The organism is Rhodoferax sp. GW822-FHT04A08 (assembly GCF_058801025.1).
Genome location: NZ_JBXAMW010000018.1, coordinates 44,446 through 64,559 on the forward strand (window position 1 = coordinate 44,446; position 20,114 = coordinate 64,559).

The 20,114-nt window shown below is 60.0% G+C and carries 11 protein-coding genes; 10 read left to right on the forward strand and 1 reads right to left on the reverse strand.

What is annotated here, in order from left to right; genetic code table 11:
* Positions 1-13: 13 nt before the first annotated feature.
* From AC1RMF_RS23310 to AC1RMF_RS23345, 8 genes are all read left to right on the forward strand, one after another.
* Positions 14-10,381 carry a filamentous hemagglutinin family protein gene (locus tag AC1RMF_RS23310; RefSeq protein WP_493144665.1) on the forward strand — a complete coding sequence of 3,456 codons (10,368 nt, stop codon included), beginning with the start codon at positions 14-16 and terminating at the stop codon, positions 10,379-10,381.
* A 100-nt stretch (positions 10,382-10,481) separates the two neighbouring features.
* On the forward strand, positions 10,482-12,203 hold the full coding sequence (locus AC1RMF_RS23315) for a DUF2341 domain-containing protein (protein ID WP_493144667.1): 1,722 nt from the start codon (positions 10,482-10,484) through the stop codon (positions 12,201-12,203).
* Positions 12,204-12,205: 2 nt separating this feature from the next.
* Positions 12,206-12,616 carry an ExbD/TolR family protein gene (locus AC1RMF_RS23320; RefSeq protein WP_342617533.1) on the forward strand — a complete coding sequence of 137 codons (411 nt, stop codon included), beginning with the start codon at positions 12,206-12,208 and terminating at the stop codon, positions 12,614-12,616.
* Positions 12,613-13,281: an energy transducer TonB gene (locus AC1RMF_RS23325; protein WP_493144668.1), complete on the forward strand. Its 669-nt coding sequence runs from the start codon at positions 12,613-12,615 to the stop codon at positions 13,279-13,281. Before AC1RMF_RS23320 ends, AC1RMF_RS23325 begins: the two co-directional genes overlap by 4 nt.
* Before the next feature lie 36 nt (positions 13,282-13,317).
* Positions 13,318-14,865, forward strand: a complete 1,548-nt coding sequence (locus tag AC1RMF_RS23330; RefSeq protein WP_493144669.1) for a putative porin — start codon at positions 13,318-13,320, stop codon at positions 14,863-14,865.
* Positions 14,852-15,715, forward strand: a complete 864-nt coding sequence (locus AC1RMF_RS23335) for an ankyrin repeat domain-containing protein (protein ID WP_493144671.1) — start codon at positions 14,852-14,854, stop codon at positions 15,713-15,715. Before AC1RMF_RS23330 ends, AC1RMF_RS23335 begins: the two co-directional genes overlap by 14 nt.
* Positions 15,715-16,356: a hypothetical protein gene (locus AC1RMF_RS23340; RefSeq protein ID WP_493144672.1), complete on the forward strand. Its 642-nt coding sequence runs from the start codon at positions 15,715-15,717 to the stop codon at positions 16,354-16,356. Before AC1RMF_RS23335 ends, AC1RMF_RS23340 begins: the two co-directional genes overlap by 1 nt.
* A 21-nt stretch (positions 16,357-16,377) precedes the next feature.
* Positions 16,378-17,115, forward strand: a complete 738-nt coding sequence (locus AC1RMF_RS23345; protein WP_493144673.1) for a DsbC family protein — start codon at positions 16,378-16,380, stop codon at positions 17,113-17,115.
* A gap of 65 nt (positions 17,116-17,180) precedes the next feature.
* Here the strand turns inward: AC1RMF_RS23345 and AC1RMF_RS23350 are convergent, their stop codons facing one another.
* Entirely contained in the window at positions 17,181-17,861 is a 681-nt protein-coding gene (locus AC1RMF_RS23350) for a PEP-CTERM sorting domain-containing protein (protein WP_493144675.1), read from the reverse strand.
* A gap of 322 nt (positions 17,862-18,183) precedes the next feature.
* On the opposite strand from AC1RMF_RS23350, the gene AC1RMF_RS23355 reads away from it, so the two are divergent.
* Positions 18,184-19,470, forward strand: a complete 1,287-nt coding sequence (locus AC1RMF_RS23355) for a DUF2325 domain-containing protein (protein WP_493144676.1) — start codon at positions 18,184-18,186, stop codon at positions 19,468-19,470.
* Positions 19,471-19,742: 272 nt separating this feature from the next.
* Positions 19,743-20,114, forward strand: a 372-nt coding sequence (locus tag AC1RMF_RS23360) for a PAS domain-containing protein (protein WP_493144678.1), incomplete at its 3' end; no start/stop codon positions are given.

The following is a 20,114-nucleotide window of genomic DNA, read 5'->3' on the forward strand; positions in this document are numbered from 1 at the left end:
ACCAGGACCCGCCATGAACCGCAATTGTTATCAGCTTGTATTCAGTGCCACGCTCGGCATGGTTGTGCCGCAGGCAGAGACCGCCCGCAGGCGGGGTAAATCACCGGCCAGCGTCACCTTGGCTGGCGCAATGCTAGCTGGCAGTCTGATGGCAGTCCCTGCCTATGCCGTGCTGCCTGTGGCTGCCAATGGGGGAGTTCCAGGCAACTTTGCCAAGCTGGGGACGGCGAGCTACCAGGTCAACGGCAATGTGGGTGTGGTCAGCCAGGTAGGCAACAAGTCCATCCTGAACTGGAAGAGCTTCAATATCGGTGCAGGCAATACCGTGCAGTTCCGTCAGGTGGATTCATTGGCCACCAACAACCTGGTGCAAGGCGCCAGCTTCACTTCGCTCAACCGCATCTGGGACGCCAACCCCAGCGTCATTTCGGGTGCCATTACCCAAGGCGCCGGGCAGCAGGCCAACATCATTCTGGTCAACAACAACGGCATCGCCTTCATGAATGGCGCGCAGGTCAACTTGAACAACTTCACGGCCAGCAGCCTGAACATGGTGGACAGCTTCATCACCAATGGATTGCTGGGTGGCAATGAGGCGCAGTTCAATGGCACCAAGGATTTCAACAATGCCGACCTGGTGAACAAGGGCTTCATCAAGGTCATGGAAGGCGCACAGATCACCGCGGGCAGCCAGGGCCGCGTCATGCTGTTGGCACCCACCGTGGTCAACCGAGGCACAATCACAGCGCCCGATGGGCAGGTCGTACTGGCCGCGGGTAGCAAGGCCTATTTGCGTGTGTCAGATGATGCCAATCTGAATACGCGCGGTTTGCTGGTGGAGGTGGAAGTTCCCACCGATGCCGGAGCGACCCATGCTGCGGTGCCTGCTGGCTTGGCAAACAGTGCCGAGGACAAGCTGGGCCTGGCCAGCAACAGCGGTACCTTGTTCACACCGCGCGGAAACATCACCATGGTGGGTTATGCCGTCAACCAGAACGGCATTGCAAAAGCCACTACCTCGGTGGTGTCCAACGGATCCGTGTACCTGACGGCCAGCGGCTACAACAACCCATTGCTCAGGCCCACCATGGGCGATCCCAGTGCCACCGGCAACGTCATGCTGGGCAGCGGCAGTGTGACCACGGTCATGCCCGAAGTGGCGGATACCACCACTTCGGTGGATGGTACCGGTGGCATCGGCTTGGACAAGCGCTCGGAAGTACGTGTGGTGGGCAATCGCATCTACATGGCCAGTGGCGCACAGGTGATTGCGCCGTCAGGCAAGGTGGACTTTCTGGCGGTGGATGACTCCACCACACTCCAGTCGGTTTCCCCTTTCGCCAAACAATCCAGCACGGCGCGCATCGACATCGCATCTGGTGCCTTGATCGATGTCTCCGGCCTCAACGACGTGGCTGTATCGGTGGCGCGCAACACCGTGGAAGTGCAATTGCGTGGTGACGAGTTGAAGGACTCGCCCATCAACCAGGTGGGCCCCTTGCGCGGCCAGACCGTGTACGTGGACATCGCCACGGCGCAAGCGACTTCCAATTCGCTGATCGCCCAGGACAGCTTGACGGCCTATGCGGCCAAGACCACGCGCACCGTGGCAGAGCGGTCCACTGCAGCTGGCACCGTGAACATCCGTTCGGAAGGCGAAACTATTCTGGAAAACGGCTCCACCATCAATCTGTCGGGGGGCAGTCTGGACTACCAGAGCGCCGTGGTGCAGCGCAGCCTGGTCAGCTCCGGTGGCAAAACGGTGGATATATCCAAGGCTCTGGCGACCACCCGCTACACCAGCTTGGCGTCCAAGCTGGTGGTGGACTATGGCCGCTGGAACCACACCGAAACCTATAGCTCCGGACCTTCCAGCCGTTATGTGGAGGGTTATGTGGAGGGCAAGGATGCGGGCACCCTGAATGTGACGTCCTTGGGGTCGGCCTATATCCAGTCTGATATCCATGGCACCACCACCGTTGGTAGGCTGCAGCGCGCAAGTGCCAATACGCCCAAGGGCGCCACGCTGACGATCAACTCCGGCCTTGGCTCCACGACCGACTACAAATCCAACCAGCAGGTACTGATCAAGGACGGTGCCAGCAGCTTGGCCGCGGATTTTGCCAAGGATGCAGCACTGACCGCTACGCAGCAAGCCACCCTTGAAATCAACGGCCAGTTGCTGGGCGTGGACAAGGTTGCCAACCTGGACATCTATGCCAACAACAGCCTGGTCAGCGATGCCACGCTGACGGCACCCGACAAGGGTGAAGTCACGTTGGTGGCCACTGGCTTGACGGTTGAAAAGGACATCACAGTCGCAGGCGGCGCCATCACGCTGTCGGCCCGCAACACCTCTGGTACCGACATTGGCGCCCGCACCCCCAGTGTGAAGATTGCCGACAACGTGGCATTGAGCGTGGGTGGCAAATGGGTGAACGACAAGCTGGCCGGTACAGCGGCGTCTGTTGTGCCGACGCTGAATGCCGGCACCGTCAGTGTGACGGCTGCGGTCATTGGCGATCCCAGTGGCGGCTTTCTGACCGAGGGCATGGTCAGCTTTGGCCAAGGCGCATCCTTGGACGCAAGTGCTGGTGCTTATATGGACAGCAAGGGCAAGATCAGCAACGGCAAGGCAGGCACGCTGGAGGTGTCTGCCTACGGCGTTAACGGTTTGCCCTCCGCCATGCAGGCCTATGGTGCCACGCAGGGCGGCACGCTCAAGCTCACGGCCAACAAGATTCAGCTGGGTGGGCAAGCGGCTGCCGACACGCTGGGACTGGATAGCGGACTCCTGACGCGCGGAGGTTTTGGCAGCTACCAGTTGACCGGGTTGACATCGCTGGATGTAGCAGCGGGAACGCAAGTGCTTGCACAGCAGAGCAACCGCAAGATCCTGTCGCAGGATGTTGGTACGGGCGCACTCAGGGGTGTGGGTTCCTTGGCTACCGGTACGGCTATGGCCGACGTGGGCCAGGTACTGTTAGACGACAGCACGGTGCGCAAGGCCGTGAATGTCACACTCTCGGCGCAGAAAGACACAGCCGGAACTGGTGTGCTGACCATTGGTCGCGGCGCCAGCCTTACCACCGAGGCTGGCGGCACGCTGAACCTGAATGCGCTCAATACGCTGGACGTAGAAGGAGCCTTGGTCGCACACGGCGGCACTATCAATCTGTTGTTGGACCGGGGTAATCTGACACCCGGCAATGCAGCTGATGCGAATGCCTTGTGGTTAGGTAGCGGCGCGGTACTGGATGCCAGCGGCATCGCGGTAACTTCGGTTGACTCCAAAGGCCAAACCAAGGGCACCGTATACGCAGGCGGTACCGTCAATCTCAATTCCACCAAGGGCTATATAGCCGCGCTCAAAGGCAGCCGCATCTCGGTGAACGGTGCCGCCCCGGTGTGGTTGGATGTCAAGAACGAGAGCGGGGGCATAGGCCGCATGCAGGGCAGCGAGGCCGGCAGTGTTGTGGTGTCGGCAAAGGAAGCGTTGGTCCTGGACTCCACCTTGCAAGCACAGGGCGGCGCGGATGGCTATCGCAATGGCAACCTCAGCATCACGCTGACAACGACCGCACGTCCTGACGGCCAAGCCGGTTATGACATTTATGCACGTGAGATTCATCTGGCCAGCAGCGTCGCTACGCAGATCAGTAACCGCACGGCCACCGATGTGAATCCGGTGGTTCTTCCTGGAACGGTCGTCCGCTCCCGCCTTGGAGCTGACACCATAGAGGCTGGCGGATTCGATACGGTATCCATCAGCAGTCCGGACGGTATTGTGCTGGAGGGCAATGTGGACATTGGTAGCAGCCGGGCACAGCCCATGCGCGAACTCAAGCTCGACGCCGCACGAATTGAGACCGATGGCGGCAATGTGACTTTGACCGCCGACGCCGTGCGCCTGGGCAACTATGACACCAACAACCGCATCGGTACCGCTGGAACCAGCCAAAGCACGGGCACGCTGACGGCCAATGCCCGCATGCTGGAACTCGCGGGAAACTTGCGTCTCAAAGGCATGGCTTCTTCCACACTGACGGGGACGGAACTGGTGCAACTGAGTGGCATCACGCGCGACAAGTTGGATGCGGCAGGAAAGACCACTGATACGTATGAAAACTCAGCCACCATCACCAGCACCGGCAACCTGACCTTGAAGGCGGGTGTAGTGACGCCCAGCACCTATGCCGATATCACGCTGCAGGCGCCGAGCAAGACCATCCGTTTTGAAGCGGTGGGAGATGCGCCTACCCAGCCTTTGTCAGCACTGGGGCGCCTGGAAGTGGACGCCGCCAATATCGAGCAGGCCGGACGCATCTGGGCGCCGCTGGGCCAGATTGCATTGAACGCTGGCAACGCGGTGACCTTGTCTGCCGGAAGCGTGACCTCGGTGGCGGCGGATGCCGGATCGATTTTGCCGCTGGGCCAGATTCAGAATGGCTTGAAGTGGGTGGTTAACGTAGATCCTGCGAAGGTACCGAAAGGGCAATTGGAGGTGCCCGCACTGCCGCAAAAGTCGGTCAGCGTGAGCGGTACCACAGTGGACATGCAAAGCGGCTCCACCGTTAACGTGGCCGGTGGCGGTGATGTCCAGGCGTATGAGTTCACCGTGGGGCCTGGTGGTTCGCGCGATATTTTGAGTGATGCCAACATCTACGCCGTAGTACCCAGCTTCAAGGGTGGCTTTGCGCCCAGTGATCCGCAAGAGAGTTTCAATCTGCGCGTTGGCACATCCATTTACCTCAGTGGAGTGCCGGGCCTGAAGGCCGGCACCTACACCTTGCTGCCAGCCCACTACGCGCTGTTGCCAGGTGCCTATGCCGTGCGTCTGGATACGGCGTCGAGCATCCTGCCGGGGCAGGAATACACGCGCCAAGACGGTGTGCGCATTGCCAGCGGTTACCTGACCGACTCGCGCGCCAATGCGCCACGGGATGCCACCTGGAAGGGCTTTGAGGTGCTGACTGGGGCGCAAGTGCATGCACGCTCGGAACTGACCGTAACCCAGGCTTCGGACTTCTTTGCCAGCAGCAATGGGCCTGCAGATGCCGGGCAGCTGAGCATCTCCACGACCGGCCAGGGGGCGTCCAGCCTGCAACTCAACGGCACCTTCGTGACGGCAGCAGCCAGCGGTGGAAAAGGCGCTGTTGTGGATATCAGTGCCAATGAACTGGCAATTGTCAACAGCGCCACCGCAGGCAACTACGGCACGGCCACACAGGTGAACGTGGACACCCTCAATGCCATGGGCGCCAGCAGCTTGTTGCTGGGCGGTACACGCACGGTGAGTGGCAGCACGACCAGCATACAGGTAGGTGCCAATAACGTCACATTGGACAATGGTTCGGCAACCCCTTTGCAGGCCCCCGAAGTCATTCTGGCCGCCAACAATGCGGTGGACCTGAAGGCCGGTAGCAAAATCGTCGCCGATGGCAGCGGCACCGATGGCGGCACGCTCACCACTTCGGGCATGGGTGCCCTGGTGCGTGTAGCCAATAGCACAGCCACGTTGGTGCGCAGTGGCAACCCGGGCAGCACGCGCGGTACGGTCACCGGTGACGCCAGCAGCGTACTGCAGTCCGCCAAGGCCATCACACTGGACGCCACCAAGGACAACAGTTTCAAAGGCAGCTACGTCTTTCAGAAAGATGGAAAGGCAGTGGCAGGCTATCTATCCGTGGGTGCGTCCAAGATCAACTTTGGCAACACCGGCAGCACGCCCAACGTGACCGGCTTGACATACACACAAGCCCAACTGGATGCGCTCAGTGCGTTGGCCAGCATGAGCTTAGTCAGCTACTCCACATTTGACATGTATGGTGATGTGCAGGTAGGTGGTCTGAATGAGAGCCAACGGCCCACGCTGGCCAGTCTCACGCTGCAGGGGGCAGGCATCGTGGGGCACGGGACTGCCGGCAATGTCGCGTCCATCCATGCGCAAACGGTGCAACTGTCGAATCCGGGTGGGGTTGCGTTCTCCAATGGCGGCGTCACCGGTGCGGGTCAGTTGCACGTGGTGAGCGACACACTGGTTCTGGGCAATGGCGACAAGACGTTGGACCAGTTTTCGAACGTCTCGATTTCTTCCGGGCAAGTGGTGGGGCAGGGCACGGGCAGCCTGAACGTGAATGCACCGGTTGTCGTCAACACCGCCCGCATCACCGGCGCGGCAGGCTCTGACCAGACCCTGGCAGTCAATGGTGGCTCGGTCGCGGTGAATGCATTGACGTCCGCAGTCGCCCTGACGCCGGTCACCGAACTGGGCGCCAAGTGGACGCTGTCCGGTGACAGCGTGGCCATCAACACCGAAGTGGACCTGTATGCGGGCAGCCTCAAGGTGGTGGCCAACAGTGGCGATGTCACCCTGGGTGTCAACGCCAAGGTGGACGTGTCTGGTCAGACGGTCAGCTTCTTTGACCAGCAGCGTGTGTCTTCAGCGGGTCGGGTAGAACTCACCAGCGCAGCGGGCAATGTACGTTTTGACACCGGGGCTTGGGTCGATGTGTCAGGCGCCGCCGGTGGTGACGCTGGCACGCTGGTGCTATCCGCCAAGGGCAGCAATACCAGCACGGTACAACTGGCTAGCGGCAATGTGCGTGGCACCAACGCCGCCAATGCACAGGGTGAAAGTGGTGAGGGTGCGCGCGTGCAGGTCGACGTAGGTACCTTGGCGAGTTTCTCCAGCTTCAACGGCGCGTTGGGCAGCGGCTTTGTCGGCGAGCGCCAGCTGCGTGTACGCAATGGAGATGTCACGGTCGATACGGCAGACGTAGTGCGTGCCAAGACGGTGGACATTGCTGCGGATGCGGGCAGGCTAACGGTCAAAGGTTCCGTTGTAGCCTCAGGAGCGGAGCAGGGCAGCATCTCGTTGAACGCGGGCTCGGACCTGACGCTGGCGTCCACCGCTTCCCTGAGCGCCACCTCCAGCGCCAGCGGCAAGGCGGGTGGGAAAGTTGCGCTGGGCTCCACCAGCGGCAAGATCCGCGCGGAAGCCGGCAGCAGCATGGACGTCAGCGCACTCGCCGGTGGCGTGGGTGGGCAGGTGAACCTGCGTGCCGCGCGTACCGATGGCAGCGTGGATACGGGTGTCAAGGTAGAAGCCTTGAACGGCAGCATCACCGGCGCCAGCTCCGTGGTAGTGGAGGCCGTCAAGACCTATACCGGTGTGAGCAACATCACCGGTACGCTGACCAGCACCGCCTGGAACAACGGCAGCACACTCACCCTGGGCAACATGGTGTTTGACAACGCCAGTGTCACGGCCCATGCGGGTGCCATTGCCAGTGCGCTCAGCACGCATCTGGACCCGTCTCTGTTGCATGTGCGGGCCGGCGTGGAAGTGCAGTCGGCACTCGACCTGAGCATCAGTAGCGATTTGAATTTTGCAACGCTGCGTACCAGTACGCTGGAGCCGGGCGCACTGACGCTGCGTGCCAGCCGCAATCTGAACGTCAATGCCAATGTGTCGGACGGATTCGTCAATGCCACGCGCAACACAACACCAACCGGAAGCGTGCCAACCTCGCCGCTGGCATTGAACGCTGACGGAAGCGGCAAGAACTCCTGGTCGTATCGTTTTGTTGCAGGTGCTGACACGGCTGCTGCCAACGTGATGACCACCAAGGCGACCAGTGCAACGGCCGGTAACCTGACGCTGGCGGCCGACAAAATGATACGCACCGGGACTGGCAGCATTGCGCTGGCATCGGCCAACGACATCACGTTGGGCAGCGCAGGGTCTGTGGTCTATACCGCCGGGCAGCAGTATTCCGCCACCTTGTCTGACTTTGTCGCACCGATATCTGCGCAGAACGCCAAGTTCACCCGCAACGGCGGCGACGTCAGCCTCAAAGCCGGTGGCAACGTCCGCATGGTGGCTTCCGATCAGCTCTATTCTGAGTGGCTGTTCCGTGAAGGGCGCGTAGGTCCGGATGGCAATACTTACTACATTGCTCCGGTAACGGGCAATACCCTGGTACCCGCAACCCCTGCTTGGTGGGTTCGCTTTGACTTATTTAAGCAAGGCGTTGCCACGCTGGGTGGTGGCAATGTGTCGATCTCTGCCGGTGCCGACCTGATCAACGTGGGGGCCAGTGCTGCCACCCAAGGCCGGGCGAACTCCGCTACGGTAGATGCAAGCAAGTTACTCAAGACGGGGGGCGGCAATGTGCGCCTGGAAGCTGGGGGCAGTGTATTGGGGGGTGAGCTCTACGCCGATAACGGCTCGTTGGTGGTCAAGGCGGGGGGGCAAATTGGGGGCGCCGTCAACAGTCTTGTAACAGGTGCTGTCTACCCGGTCATTGCACTGGGTGATGCTTCTGCCAAGGTGCAGGCGCAAGGGGATGTCAACATTCTGGCTGTCGTCAACCCGACACTGTTACCGCAGTCCGTTGGATCGAATACCACGGGTAACTTACAAGCGAACTCCTCGGGTAGCGTACGGCGCACCGCATTTTCCACATACGGCGACACCTCCGAGGTGTCGTTGAGCAGCCTGTCTGGCGACGTTGTTTTGCATACAGCCACTGGTGGTGAAGGCGTTTCCAGCCTGACAAATGCCTACACCAATATTTTGGTTTCCTCCGAGGGAGGCTACGGAGAATTGATCAACTACATGCCTTCTCGACTGGAGATGCTGGCCTTGCAAGGCAATGTAAAGGTGGGTGTTACACCTAACGGTGGCGTGTCTACGCTAATGCCGTCCACCACGGGGCAGCTGGATTTGCTGGCCAAGGGCAGTGTGACTTTGAATAGCTCGTTGACCGTGAGTGACCGAGACCCCGCATTGATCCCCGCTCCGGCCACGCCGATTGACCCCTCGTTGCCCTCCAATGTGCTGACCAGTACGACGGCACAAAAACACGCAAGTACGCCCGTGCATGCCAATGACTCGGAAGCGGCGCACATCTATGCGGTGACTGGAGATGTGTCGGGCGTATCCCAGGCCACAAACGACAGCAAGTCCACAACACTGGACATTTCCAAAGCTGTGCAGGTGCGCGCCGGTGAGGATGTGACGGACTTCAACGCCGTGATACAGAACGCCAATACTGACAGCGTCAGCTTGGTACAAGCCGGACGCGATATTGCTTACGCGGCGGCCACCAAGCGCACCGAGAACGACGGCATCACGGTAGCAGGCTCCGGCAGGCTGGAGGTGTCCGCCGGCCGCAACCTGGACCTTGGCACATCCGGTGGCATCCGTAGCCTGGGCAACCAGGAGAACGTGAATCTGCCAAGCCAGGGTGCAGACCTGCAGCTCGCAGCAGGTGTGGGTGCGCAAGGCATCGACTATGTGACTGCGGTTCAGCGCTTGCTGGCCAAGTTGGAGGCGGGATCTACGGACGACGCCACATTATGGGAGGCCCGTTGGCTGGCGGGCGACGACAGCATGAACGCCGCACAGGCGCGCACAGCTGTGGCGGCCATTGCCAGCCAGAACACCGAAACGCAGCGGCAAAAAATGCGCGACATGGTGTACACCGCGTTGCGCACCACCGGGCGTGACTACAACGACAAATCCAGCGCGTTCAAAGGTGACTACGCGCGCGGCTATGCGGCGCTGGAGTTGCTGTTTCCGGGCATATCCACCAAATCCAACGACGGTACTTTTGCAAACTACAAGGGCAATGTGAATCTGTTTGCCAGCCGGGTGAAGTCGGAGAGCGGCGGTGATATCGAGTTGATGGTGCCAGGCGGCAAAGTGGTGGTGGGTCTGGCCAACACGCCCGAGGCATTGGTTGGAAGCTCCAAGTCGCCCTTGAGCAATGTGCTGGGCATGGTGGTTGCGGGCACGGGCAATATCAAAGGCTTTGCGCGCAGTGACATCATCGTCAACCAGTCGCGCATCTTGACGCTGGGTGGTGGCGACGTGATGTTGTGGTCCAGCGAAGGCGGTATTGACGCCGGCAAGGGAAAGAAGACCGCCAGCGCCGTTCCGCCGCCGCTGCTGGTGACCAACTATGAAACCGGAACCACCAGCCTGGTGCTGCAAGGCGCTGCCACCGGTAGCGGTATCGGCGCGTTGGCCACTGCAGGCGTCACTGCGGGCGATGTGGATCTGGTTGCTCCCAAAGGCACGGTCAATGCAGGCGACGCCGGTATTCGCGCCGGCAACCTGAACGTGGCCGCACTGGACTTCAAGGGCGCCGACAACGTCACGGTGAGCGGCAAATCGGTGGGCGTGCCGGTAGCCGACATGAGCGCTGTGACCGCTGCCGCATCCGGTGCCAGCTCCATGAGTGACGACGCCAGCAAGACGATTGCCGCGGCCAGCCAGAGCGCTGCGGATTCAGCGCGCTCGGCCCAGGCACTGGCCACTTCCTTACGGCCACCCGTCGTGCGCGTGGACGTGCTGGGCTTTGGTGAGTGACATGAACAACAGTGCCATGTCATACGCGTTACATACGCTATTCATAGGATTGCCGCTCAGGGCGAACCGCGTTCTTTTTGACTATTTATATCCAACTTCCATGAAACGTTTTCTAGCCATCGTCGCCCTATTTTTAGTCATGCCCCTGTCTGCTCACGCCTGGTGGGAAAAGGACTGGACCGGCAGAAAAAAAATAACTTTGGATACCAAGGCCGCCGGCATCACGAGTGATGTGTCGCAAGTGCCAGTGCTGGTGCGTTTGTCCAGTGCCAACTTTGACTTTCTGGCGGGCAAAGAGGATGGCAGCGATTTGCGCTTTCTGGCAGAAGACGACAAGACGCTGTTGCCATTTCAGATAGAGCGCTTTGACAGTGTCAACAACCTGGCCTTTGTCTGGGTGCAAGTGCCCAAGCTGCAGACGGGCAACTCCACGCAACACATCTGGATGTATTACGGCAATACCAAGGCGGCAGCAGCGGCGCCTGCGCCGGTGTTTGATGCGCAGCAGCTCGCGGTGTACCACCTGGGTGAACCTCAAGGTCTGCCCCAGGATGCCAGTGGCAAGGCTCTGCATGCCACCGAGTCACATGCGACCGTAGTTCCGTCCGGTCTGATCGCAGGCTCTGCACACCTCAACGGTGACGGTGGTGTGGTCGTGAAAAACCCTACGCTGCAACAGACCAAGGAAATCACCGTGTCGGCCTGGGTCAACCCAGAGCGCAGTGATGGAGAAGTATTTTCCTTTGGCAACGTCAGCGTGTCGTTGCTCGGTGGCGTGCCGGTTTTGAAAATGGGTACGGTGACCTCCAAGGCCGCAGAGGCACTGAGCCTGAACACCTGGCACCATGTGGCGGTGAGCGGTGGCGCACAGGCCGTGTTGTTTGTGGATGGCAAGGCTGTGGCCAATGCGGCTGGTTTGCTCGTAGCCACCGATGCGTTGCGTGTAGGCAGCACCCTGGTGGCACAGGTAGACGAAATCCAGGTATCGGGTGTGGCGCGCAACGAGGCTTGGCTGTCGGCTCAGGTGCAGTCACAGGCCGAGCAAGGCAAGCTGCTGTCGCAAGGAGAAGAGCAAACCACCGACACCAGTGAAGGCCCCAACTACTTCAAGGCCACGCTGCAGAACCTGACGGTGGACGGATGGGTGGTGGTTGGCATCTGTGTACTGATGTTTTTCATTGCCCTGTGGGTGATGGGCAAAAAGCTGGTGCTGCTCAATCGCATGGAGCGCACGAATCGGCACTTCAACGAAGAGTTTGGCAATGTGACCCGCAAGCTGCTGGAGTTGGGCCAGGATGCCAAGGCCCATGCGGGCACGCTGGACAGTCTGTGCGTGCGTACGGATGACTTTTCTGCTTCTTCACTGCACCGCATCTACAAGGTGGGTGTGATGGAGCTCATGTCGCGTTTCCCCAAGGTGAATGATGAGCACCACGACTTCCCGGTTGTTTCGTCGCAGTCCATTAATGCGGTGCGCGCCACGTTGGATGCACAGCTCACGCGCGAGCGCCACGGGCTGGACAAGGGCATGGTGCTGTTGACGATTGCCATTTCCGGTGGACCGTTCCTGGGCTTGCTGGGCACGGTGGTGGGCGTGATGATTACCTTTGCCGCCATTGCTGCCGCAGGTGACGTCAATGTGAACGCGATTGCCCCCGGTATCGCCGCTGCTCTGGTGGCTACCGTGGCGGGTTTGGGGGTGGCTATTCCCGCGCTGTTTGGCTACAACTATCTGCAAACGCGCATCAAGGGTGTGGGTGCCGACATGACGGTGTTCGTGGATGAGTTCGTCACCAAGATGGCGGAAAACTACGGAGGCTGATCATGTCCAAGGCGCAAGAAGACGGTGCAGTCTATGACGACATCAACATCACACCGATGTTGGATCTGTCGTATGTGCTGCTGGTGATATTTATATTAATGACCACAGCCTCTGTGCAGGGCATCAAGGTGAATCTGCCCAAGGCCAGCAACACGCCCAGTCTGGCCAAGCCGGCTACCAAGGCCATCACCATCACGCAGGATGGCAGCCTGTATCTGGACGCCTATCCCATGGCCACCATCCAGGACTTGGAGCAGCGGCTGGTGGCGCTCAAGGGCGCCACGCCGGATTTTCCCGTGGTGCTCAAGGGTGACTCGGCGGTGCAGTACGCCAAGGTGATGGAGGTCCTGGACATGCTGGGGCGGCTGGACCTGAACCAGGTCGGCTTGGTGACGCAGCGGTTGGTCAAGTGAGTGCGAAGAAGAGTTCATGGCAGCGCTATCGCCTGCCGTTGCTGGCGCTTGCGGTTGTCGTGGCGCTGGGTTTGCTGGTGGCCTGGCTGGTCAAGTTGATGGCAGGTGGCGAAGAGCCGCGCAAGAAGAAGGTGATTCAGGAAATCGCCCTGATGAAGCCGCCACCACCGCCACCGCCACCCAAGACGCCGCCACCGCCGCCCAAAGAAGAGATCAAGGAAAAGATGGACATCCCCAAGCCGGATGCTCCGCCCACCAAGGCCGAGGCGCCGCCGCCGGGCCCAGACCTTGCGGTGGACGCGGCAGGGACTGGAGCTGGCGACGGCTTCGGGCTAGTGGGCAAGAAGGGCGGCTCGGACCTGATCGGAGGAGGGGGCGGCGGCACGGGCAACAAATTTGCCTGGTATGGCGCGCTGCTGAAGGAGCGCATCCAGGACGTGATTGCAAGGGACAAGAAATTGCGCACTGCGGGAGAGTTTCAGCGCAGCGTGAATGTCTGGATTTCCAGCACGGGCGTGGTGACCCGCGTGGAGCTGCTGGGCGCCGGTGACAAGCCCGAAGTGGACGAAGCCATCAAGGCCGCATTGCGGGCCATGCCCGCCATGCGCGAAAACACACCCAGCGACATGCCGCAGCCGATCCGGTTGCGCGTTGCGTCTCGATGAATAAAGAAAGAAATAGCTGTGATGTTTATCCCCAATATGAAAACAAAGACCTCGGCAGTGGCGTGTGCAGTGCTGCTACTCGCCGCCGCGGGCCATGCCCATGCAGATGAGGCGCAAAGCCTGGAAGCTTTGCGCCAGACCACGCTGGGGCTGATCCAGGCGCTGGTGCAGCAGGGCTTTCTGACCCAGGAAAAGGCCGACCAGCTGGTGCGCCAGGCGGAGCAGAAGGGTGCTGCGCCGGAGGTTGCTACGGCCAAGACAGAAAAGGCGCCGATCCGCGTGCCCTATGTGCCCGAAATTGTGAAGAAGCAGATCAGCGACCAGGTGCGCGAAGAGGTAATTGCCCAGGCCAAGGCCGAACGCTGGGCCGATGCCAACGCGATCCCCGAGTGGGTAGACCGCATCAAGGTGGAAGGCGATATACGTGTGGGTCTGCAGAGCGACACCTACGGAAGCAGCAACGGTGCATCGGCCACGTATCTTGCAGCCAACGGCCAGAACATCAATGAGATGACCGATGAGCGCAACCGCTTGCGTATGCGCGCACGGCTGGGCATCAATGCCAAGATCACACAAGACCTGTCCGCCGCCTTGCGCCTGACCACCGGCTCCGCCGCCGACGCGCTGTCGACCAGCCAGACTCTGGGCGCATCCGGTGCCAAGAGCAGCTTTGCGCTGGACCGCGCCTTCATGCGTTACCACGACGACGAGGGATTGCCCTGGCTGAACGTGACGGCCGGACGCATGCCCACGCCTTGGTTTGGAACCGACCTGGTCTGGAACGAGAACCTGACGCTGGATGGCATCCAGGTGCAGATGGATCCGGCGGCCAAGACCGACCAAGTCTGGCGCCCCTTTGTGGGCACCGGCTTGTTTGCGTTGCAGGATATTGAAACCTCCACATCCAACCAGGCCAAATCCAAATGGCTGGTCGGATTACAAGGTGGGGTGGAGTGGATTCCAGACAACAACAAGCGCGCCAAGATCGGCCTGGGCTATTACGACTTCCAGCACGTCAGCGGTGAACGAAATAGCTATAACCTCACCACCACCAACAACACGGCCCCGGGCTTCCGGCAAAAGGGCAACACCCTGTTTGATATTGCCAACGATGGCGGTGCGACATCGCTTTACGCATTGGCCTCGGACTACCAGCTCGTCAACCTGACGGCCATGCTGGACGTAAGCCTGAACGACCCGGTGCACCTGATCTCTACCCTGGACTATGTGGAGAACATAGGTTATGACCACGAGAAGATCCTGCAACGCACCGGACTGGATGTGGCACGTCAGACCACCGGTTACATGCTCAAGTTTGCTGTGGGTATGCCGTCCATGCTGCTGCGCGGTGACTGGCAAGCCTCGCTGGCCTACCGCTACCTGGAAGCCGATGCCGTGCTGGACTCCATGACCGACAACGACTTCCACCTGGGCGGCACCAACAACAAGGGCTATGTGCTGGGCATGCAGTACGCGCTGGGCCGCAACAACTGGATATCTGCACGCTGGCTCTCCAGCAATGAAGTCTCCGGCCCGCCGCTGGCAGTCAACGTTCTTCAGGTTTATTTCAATGCCAAGTTCTGACGCACATAGCAGTTCACTGCTGGTTACGTTTGGCCTGGGGCTGTGCCTGTTGGTGCAGATCTCCGGCTGCGCCATGGCGCCCGAGCAACTGGCCCTGCGCCAGCGCCTGGAAGCCGGGGTGCAGACGCCCGAAGACATGGTGCGCTTTCGCACACCGGACGCGGAATACAAGCAACTGGTCGCCAGCGGTCAGGATTGGCCGCCGGCTTCCACTGTTTCAGCCAATGGCGTGCTAATGAAGGCCGCCAGCAATGGTGATCTGGCAGCAACCAAGGCCGCGTTGAATGCGGGAGCGCACGTCAACGCCGTGACTGAGTGGGGCAGCACACAGGTGCAATTGGCAGCACAGCAGGGCCAGGGCGATGTGGTGCGGCATTTGTTGCGCGCCGGTGCCGTGGCCGACGGGCGCGGCGGTGCCATGTCGCCTCTGGCTGCAGCGGCGCTGGGGGGGCACGCCGAAGTGGTCAAGTTGCTCATCAGCAAGGGCGCACAGGTGGATGGCAATACCGACACGGGTGAGTCCCCCTTGATGCAGGCGGTGCGCCTCAACCGTGTGGACGCAGCCGCTGCGCTGCTGGAGGCCGGAGCTAGCCTGCAAGCGCGAAGCCGCCAGGGTGACAGCCTGTGCATGGTGGCTATCAATGAAAACTATCCGGCCATGCTGGCCTTGCTGCTGCGCCATGGCGCCAGTCCTAGCACGTCGGATCGGGACGGACTCACGCCGTTGTATTGGGCAGAGTTCTACAAGCGCGATGACATGGTGCAACTGTTGTTGGCAGCAGGCGCCAAGCCGGATGTGAAGAAGCTGGCACTGCCTGCCAGCAGCAGCTATACGCTGGGAGAGTTTTGATGAAATACCCATGGATTGCATTGGTTTCGCTGGCATGCCTGTTTGCCGGCAGCGCATTGCATGCCGAAGAAAAACCCGGTGCCCGTGAGCGCGAGGCATTGCGCCGCGTCCAGACGCAACTGCAAACCGTGCAGCAGGCGCAGACCGCGCTGCAGGAAAAACTGCGCGTGACCGACGAAGAAAAGGCGGCACTGGAGCTGCGCGTCAAGAGCGAGCAGGCGCGCGCCAATGCCGATGGCCAGAAGAACAAGCAGTTGCAGATAGCTCTCGATGCTGCACTGGAGGAGAACAAGGCTGTGCTGTCTGCCAAGGCTGAACTCGAGCGACAACTGAAAGCCTCGCAAGAGCGCGCAGCGACGCTCGACAAGGAACTGGCACAGACCAGTGCCCAGTTGAAAGTGTCGGAGGGCGCACTCACCAGCCGCACCCGCCAAGTCAACGCCTGCGAGAAGCGCAACACCGAGCTGTACGGCCTGGGCCGCAAGCTGGTGGCGCAATGCGCCGAGCCCGCGCAAGTGGATGTGACGCAATTGCCTCAGCAGCTCAGTGGCGCCAAGCGTGTGGCCTTCGAGTCGCTGATGGAGGAATACCGCGACAAGCTCGATGCCGAGCGCCTGCTGCCCGCAGAGCGGGCCCAATAAGCCACACCGTAAGGATTCGCCATGAAAAGCAAACTGTCTCGTCTGCGGCCTTTGGGCCTGTCTCTTATGCTGGCCACGCTGAGCGTGAGCCTGTGCGCGCAGGAGGCGGTCATCCGCAAGAACCTGGCCAAGCGATTGCCCGAGTTCAAGTCCATTGATGAAGTGACCAAGCTGCCCATGCCCGGCATGTACGAGGTGCGCGTCAACGGTACTGACCTCTACTACACAGATGCCCAGGCCAACTACATCATCAAGGGAAGCTTGCTCAATACCCAGAACCTGCGCGACCTCACCAAAGAGAAGATGGACAAGCTCATGGCCATCAAGTTTGAGGACCTGCCCAAGAAGGACTTTTTCACCATTGTGCGTGGCAACGGTCAGCGCAAGATCGCCGTGTTTGAAGACCCCAACTGCGGCTTTTGCAAGCGCTTCGAAAAGGACTTCCAGGAGGTGGACAACGTCACCGTGCAGGTTTATCTGTATCCCATACTTGGGCCCGATTCCAAGGAAAAGTCCAAGAAGATCTGGTGTGCCAAGGACCGTGGCGCCGCCTGGAAGGACTGGATCCTGAATCAGGTTGCCACCACCGGCGGCATCATGCCTTGCGACACCACGGCCCTGGACCGCAATCTGGAGTTTGGCCAGCGCTACCGTGTGGAAGGAACACCCACCTTGTTTCTGGCCGATGGCAGACGCGTGCCCGGTGCTCAGGATGCCAAGCAGGTGGAGAAACTGCTGGGCGAGGTGCAGGTGCACTGAATGCGTTAGCCCCACACCAACAAAAAACGGGAGCCTGAGCTCCCGTTTTTTTGTTCAGCACATGATTACGCTTGCTTGGCCTTGCGGCGCTTGACCACGGCACCGATCAGGCCCATGCCGGCGAGCAACAGGGCGTAGGACTCGGGCTCGGGCACGGCGGTTGTGATGGCCGTGTATTGCAGGTTCAGGAAACCGTTGTTCGGACCGAGCACCCAGCTGTTGCTGACGGTGCTGTAGTGGGCCTCCGCAGTGCCGAAGCCGGTGGTGTCTGCTGTCTTGGCGATGCGCGACAGTTGAATGCCCGTCACGCTGGGATCGCTGCTGGTCAGGTAGGCGATGTAGCTGGTGCCGGAATTCAGGTTCAGGCCCAGGTTGTCGAAAGAAATGGTGGTGTAGCCGCCGGTCGAATTGAAGGTCTCGACTGCAGAACTGCTGGTGGTCAGCAGGGGTGTTCCGGCCGCAATGGTGGTGGGGTTCCATTGCGCCACGTTCAGTTGCAGGGATGCTGCAACATTGCCAAGCGCGTAGAAGCTGAAGGAGGAGAGTGTTTCGGCCGAAGTGAGGGAGAACACTTCGCCAACCTTGGGTGAGTCGCCGCTTGGGTTGGCTGCGTTGCCAAAGTAGGCGAAGGGCAAGCCAGTGGTCGCGCCGCCTGGAACGTTGGTGTAGGTGGCGGCGGATGCACTGCCGGCGATGACCAGCAAGAGGCCGGCGAGTACTTTCAGTTGAAACGCAGATTTGGTCATGGTCTATTCCCCAGGTGTTGATTTATGGATGAAGGTGTGAAGTCGTTTGATCGAACCTCAGTTGGGGAATGTGCGCCCTGAACGTTACGGCGGTGTGCTACAGGACATCCATCGCATAGTCCGAAAGTAGCTCTTTTATGACCGCCGAATGCCACGGAACTTATTGTGGTTGACCTGTTGCCAATGAGAATGGTTCGCAACTAGAATGGGTAAACGGACAAGCGTTGTTGCATCAAAGGTGTCCGCTCTATCGGGTGAATATCACCAGACTGCACAAGCCAGCCGTTGCCAGCCAGTGCCTGAACCAGTTTTAGGAAGCACTATGTTGAGCAAACCCAATTTGGCGTGCGTAGCGCCTACGTCCGCACCTTTGCAGCCCTCATCAACAGGTTCCAGGCGCAGACGGCTTTGGGACCTGGAGCACCAGTGCCATTGCACGGTGGTGGGTGTGTGCTTCCCGCTGGACGCATTGCGCCATCTGGTGAACAAGGCCGCCGGGGAAAAGACCCTGTTCGACGACTACCAGGTGCACGTGGGCGCGGTGGCCCAGTGCGCGCGTCGCAACGTGCTGTCCGAGCTCATGCAAGTCGATCTGGAAAGGCGATATGCGCTGCAGATCAAGGCCTACCGCGCGGCGAAAACGGCCAAGGAAGTTGCAGACCTGTGGGCCGCTGCCATGCGCCACGGCGATGTGGCGGGTGCCTATTGGGCGGCGCTGACACACCCGCGGTGCGATGGCGCGCTACAGGACGCACTGTGTCGCGACATGCACATGTCGCAGCATCAGGCGGGGGCATCGGTGCGTGTGGACATGGCCAGGTTCCATGCGCTGATGGATGAAAACGCAGTGCTCACGCGGGAGTTGTCCAAGGTGCAAGATCGATGCACACGGATGCTCGCAGAGAAGTGCGGCGAGGTGAAGGCGCTGACCGCACAGGTCTTGCAACTCCAGGCAGAGATTGCTGCCAAGGACAGCCGCCTCGCTCAGTTAGCAGAGTGTGGGGGCCGCATGCAGGATGTGCAGGCCACCCCGCGTTTGCTGAGGAAGTTCGAGTTGCTGACGGCGCGGCATTCCCAGCTCGAAGCACATAACGTCGAGTTGCAATCCAAGCTGAGATCCGCTGCAAGACTGCTGGAAGCGCTGTGCACCGAATCCATGAACGCGCAAGGCACGCATACAGCAGATACCGCAAGACCGTACCGATCTGCGGCACCGTTGCGATTGAATCAGAAGACCGTGTTGTGTGTGGGGGGACGAAGCGGCAGCATTGCCAACTATCGCCAGGCAATAGAGCGCGTCGGTGGCAGGTTCACCCACCACGACGGCGGCTTGGAGCAAAGCCAAAACGTTCTGGATGCCAGTCTGGAGGCTGCCGACCTGGTGATTTGCCAGACGGGCTGCATCAGCCACAACGCCTATTGGAAGGTCAAGGACTTCTGCAAACGCACCGGCAAACAGTGCGTATTTGTCGAGAGTCCAAGCGCTTCGTCCTTGGTTCGCGGCTTGGAACACCTGTCACGGCAGGACACAGCGGACATTTCGGCACAGAGTGCTTCCGTGTCTCAAAACACCACGGGCAACGCGCAATGCGTTGGCGGATCCTCTTAAACGAGGTCGGGACATTCAAGGTCTAGGCGAACAGGCCTGACAGTTGCTCAAACAAAAGAGCCTGCTACCGATTATGTAGCAGGCTTTCGCGTATTTCATGGGTTCTTCCGGCTCCTCGATCCGCGGCCTGAACCAGAGACCTGTGGATAGGCAAGGGAGTGAACCTGATTTATCTCCACATTGGTTGCCTTAGATATGACCAATATCAATACTTGATAGATTTAAAAATGTAACCTTATCCCATATGAATGCATATTCATAAGGAGATTCGCATGAAGCAGCAAGCAAGTGAGCACCCTGACAAACGTGCTGAATTGGCGCTTGTTGCACTGGACCACATAGATGCAATGATCGCTTTTTGGGATCGGGATCAGAGATGCCAATTCGCAAACCGTGCCTATTACGACTGGTTTGGCAGATCCGTGGATCAGATGGCGGGGATTTCAATGAGGGATCTGTTGGGCCCTCTGTATGCCAAAAATCTGCCGTACATCCTGAAGGCCATGGCGGGTGAAAAGCAAGTGTTCGAGCGTGAAATTACGCTCCCCGACGGCAACGTGCGATTCAGCTTGGCAACTTATACGCCCCACATCGTTCAAGGGGTTGTGGAGGGAATCTATGCCCATGTTGTGGACGTCAGCAAG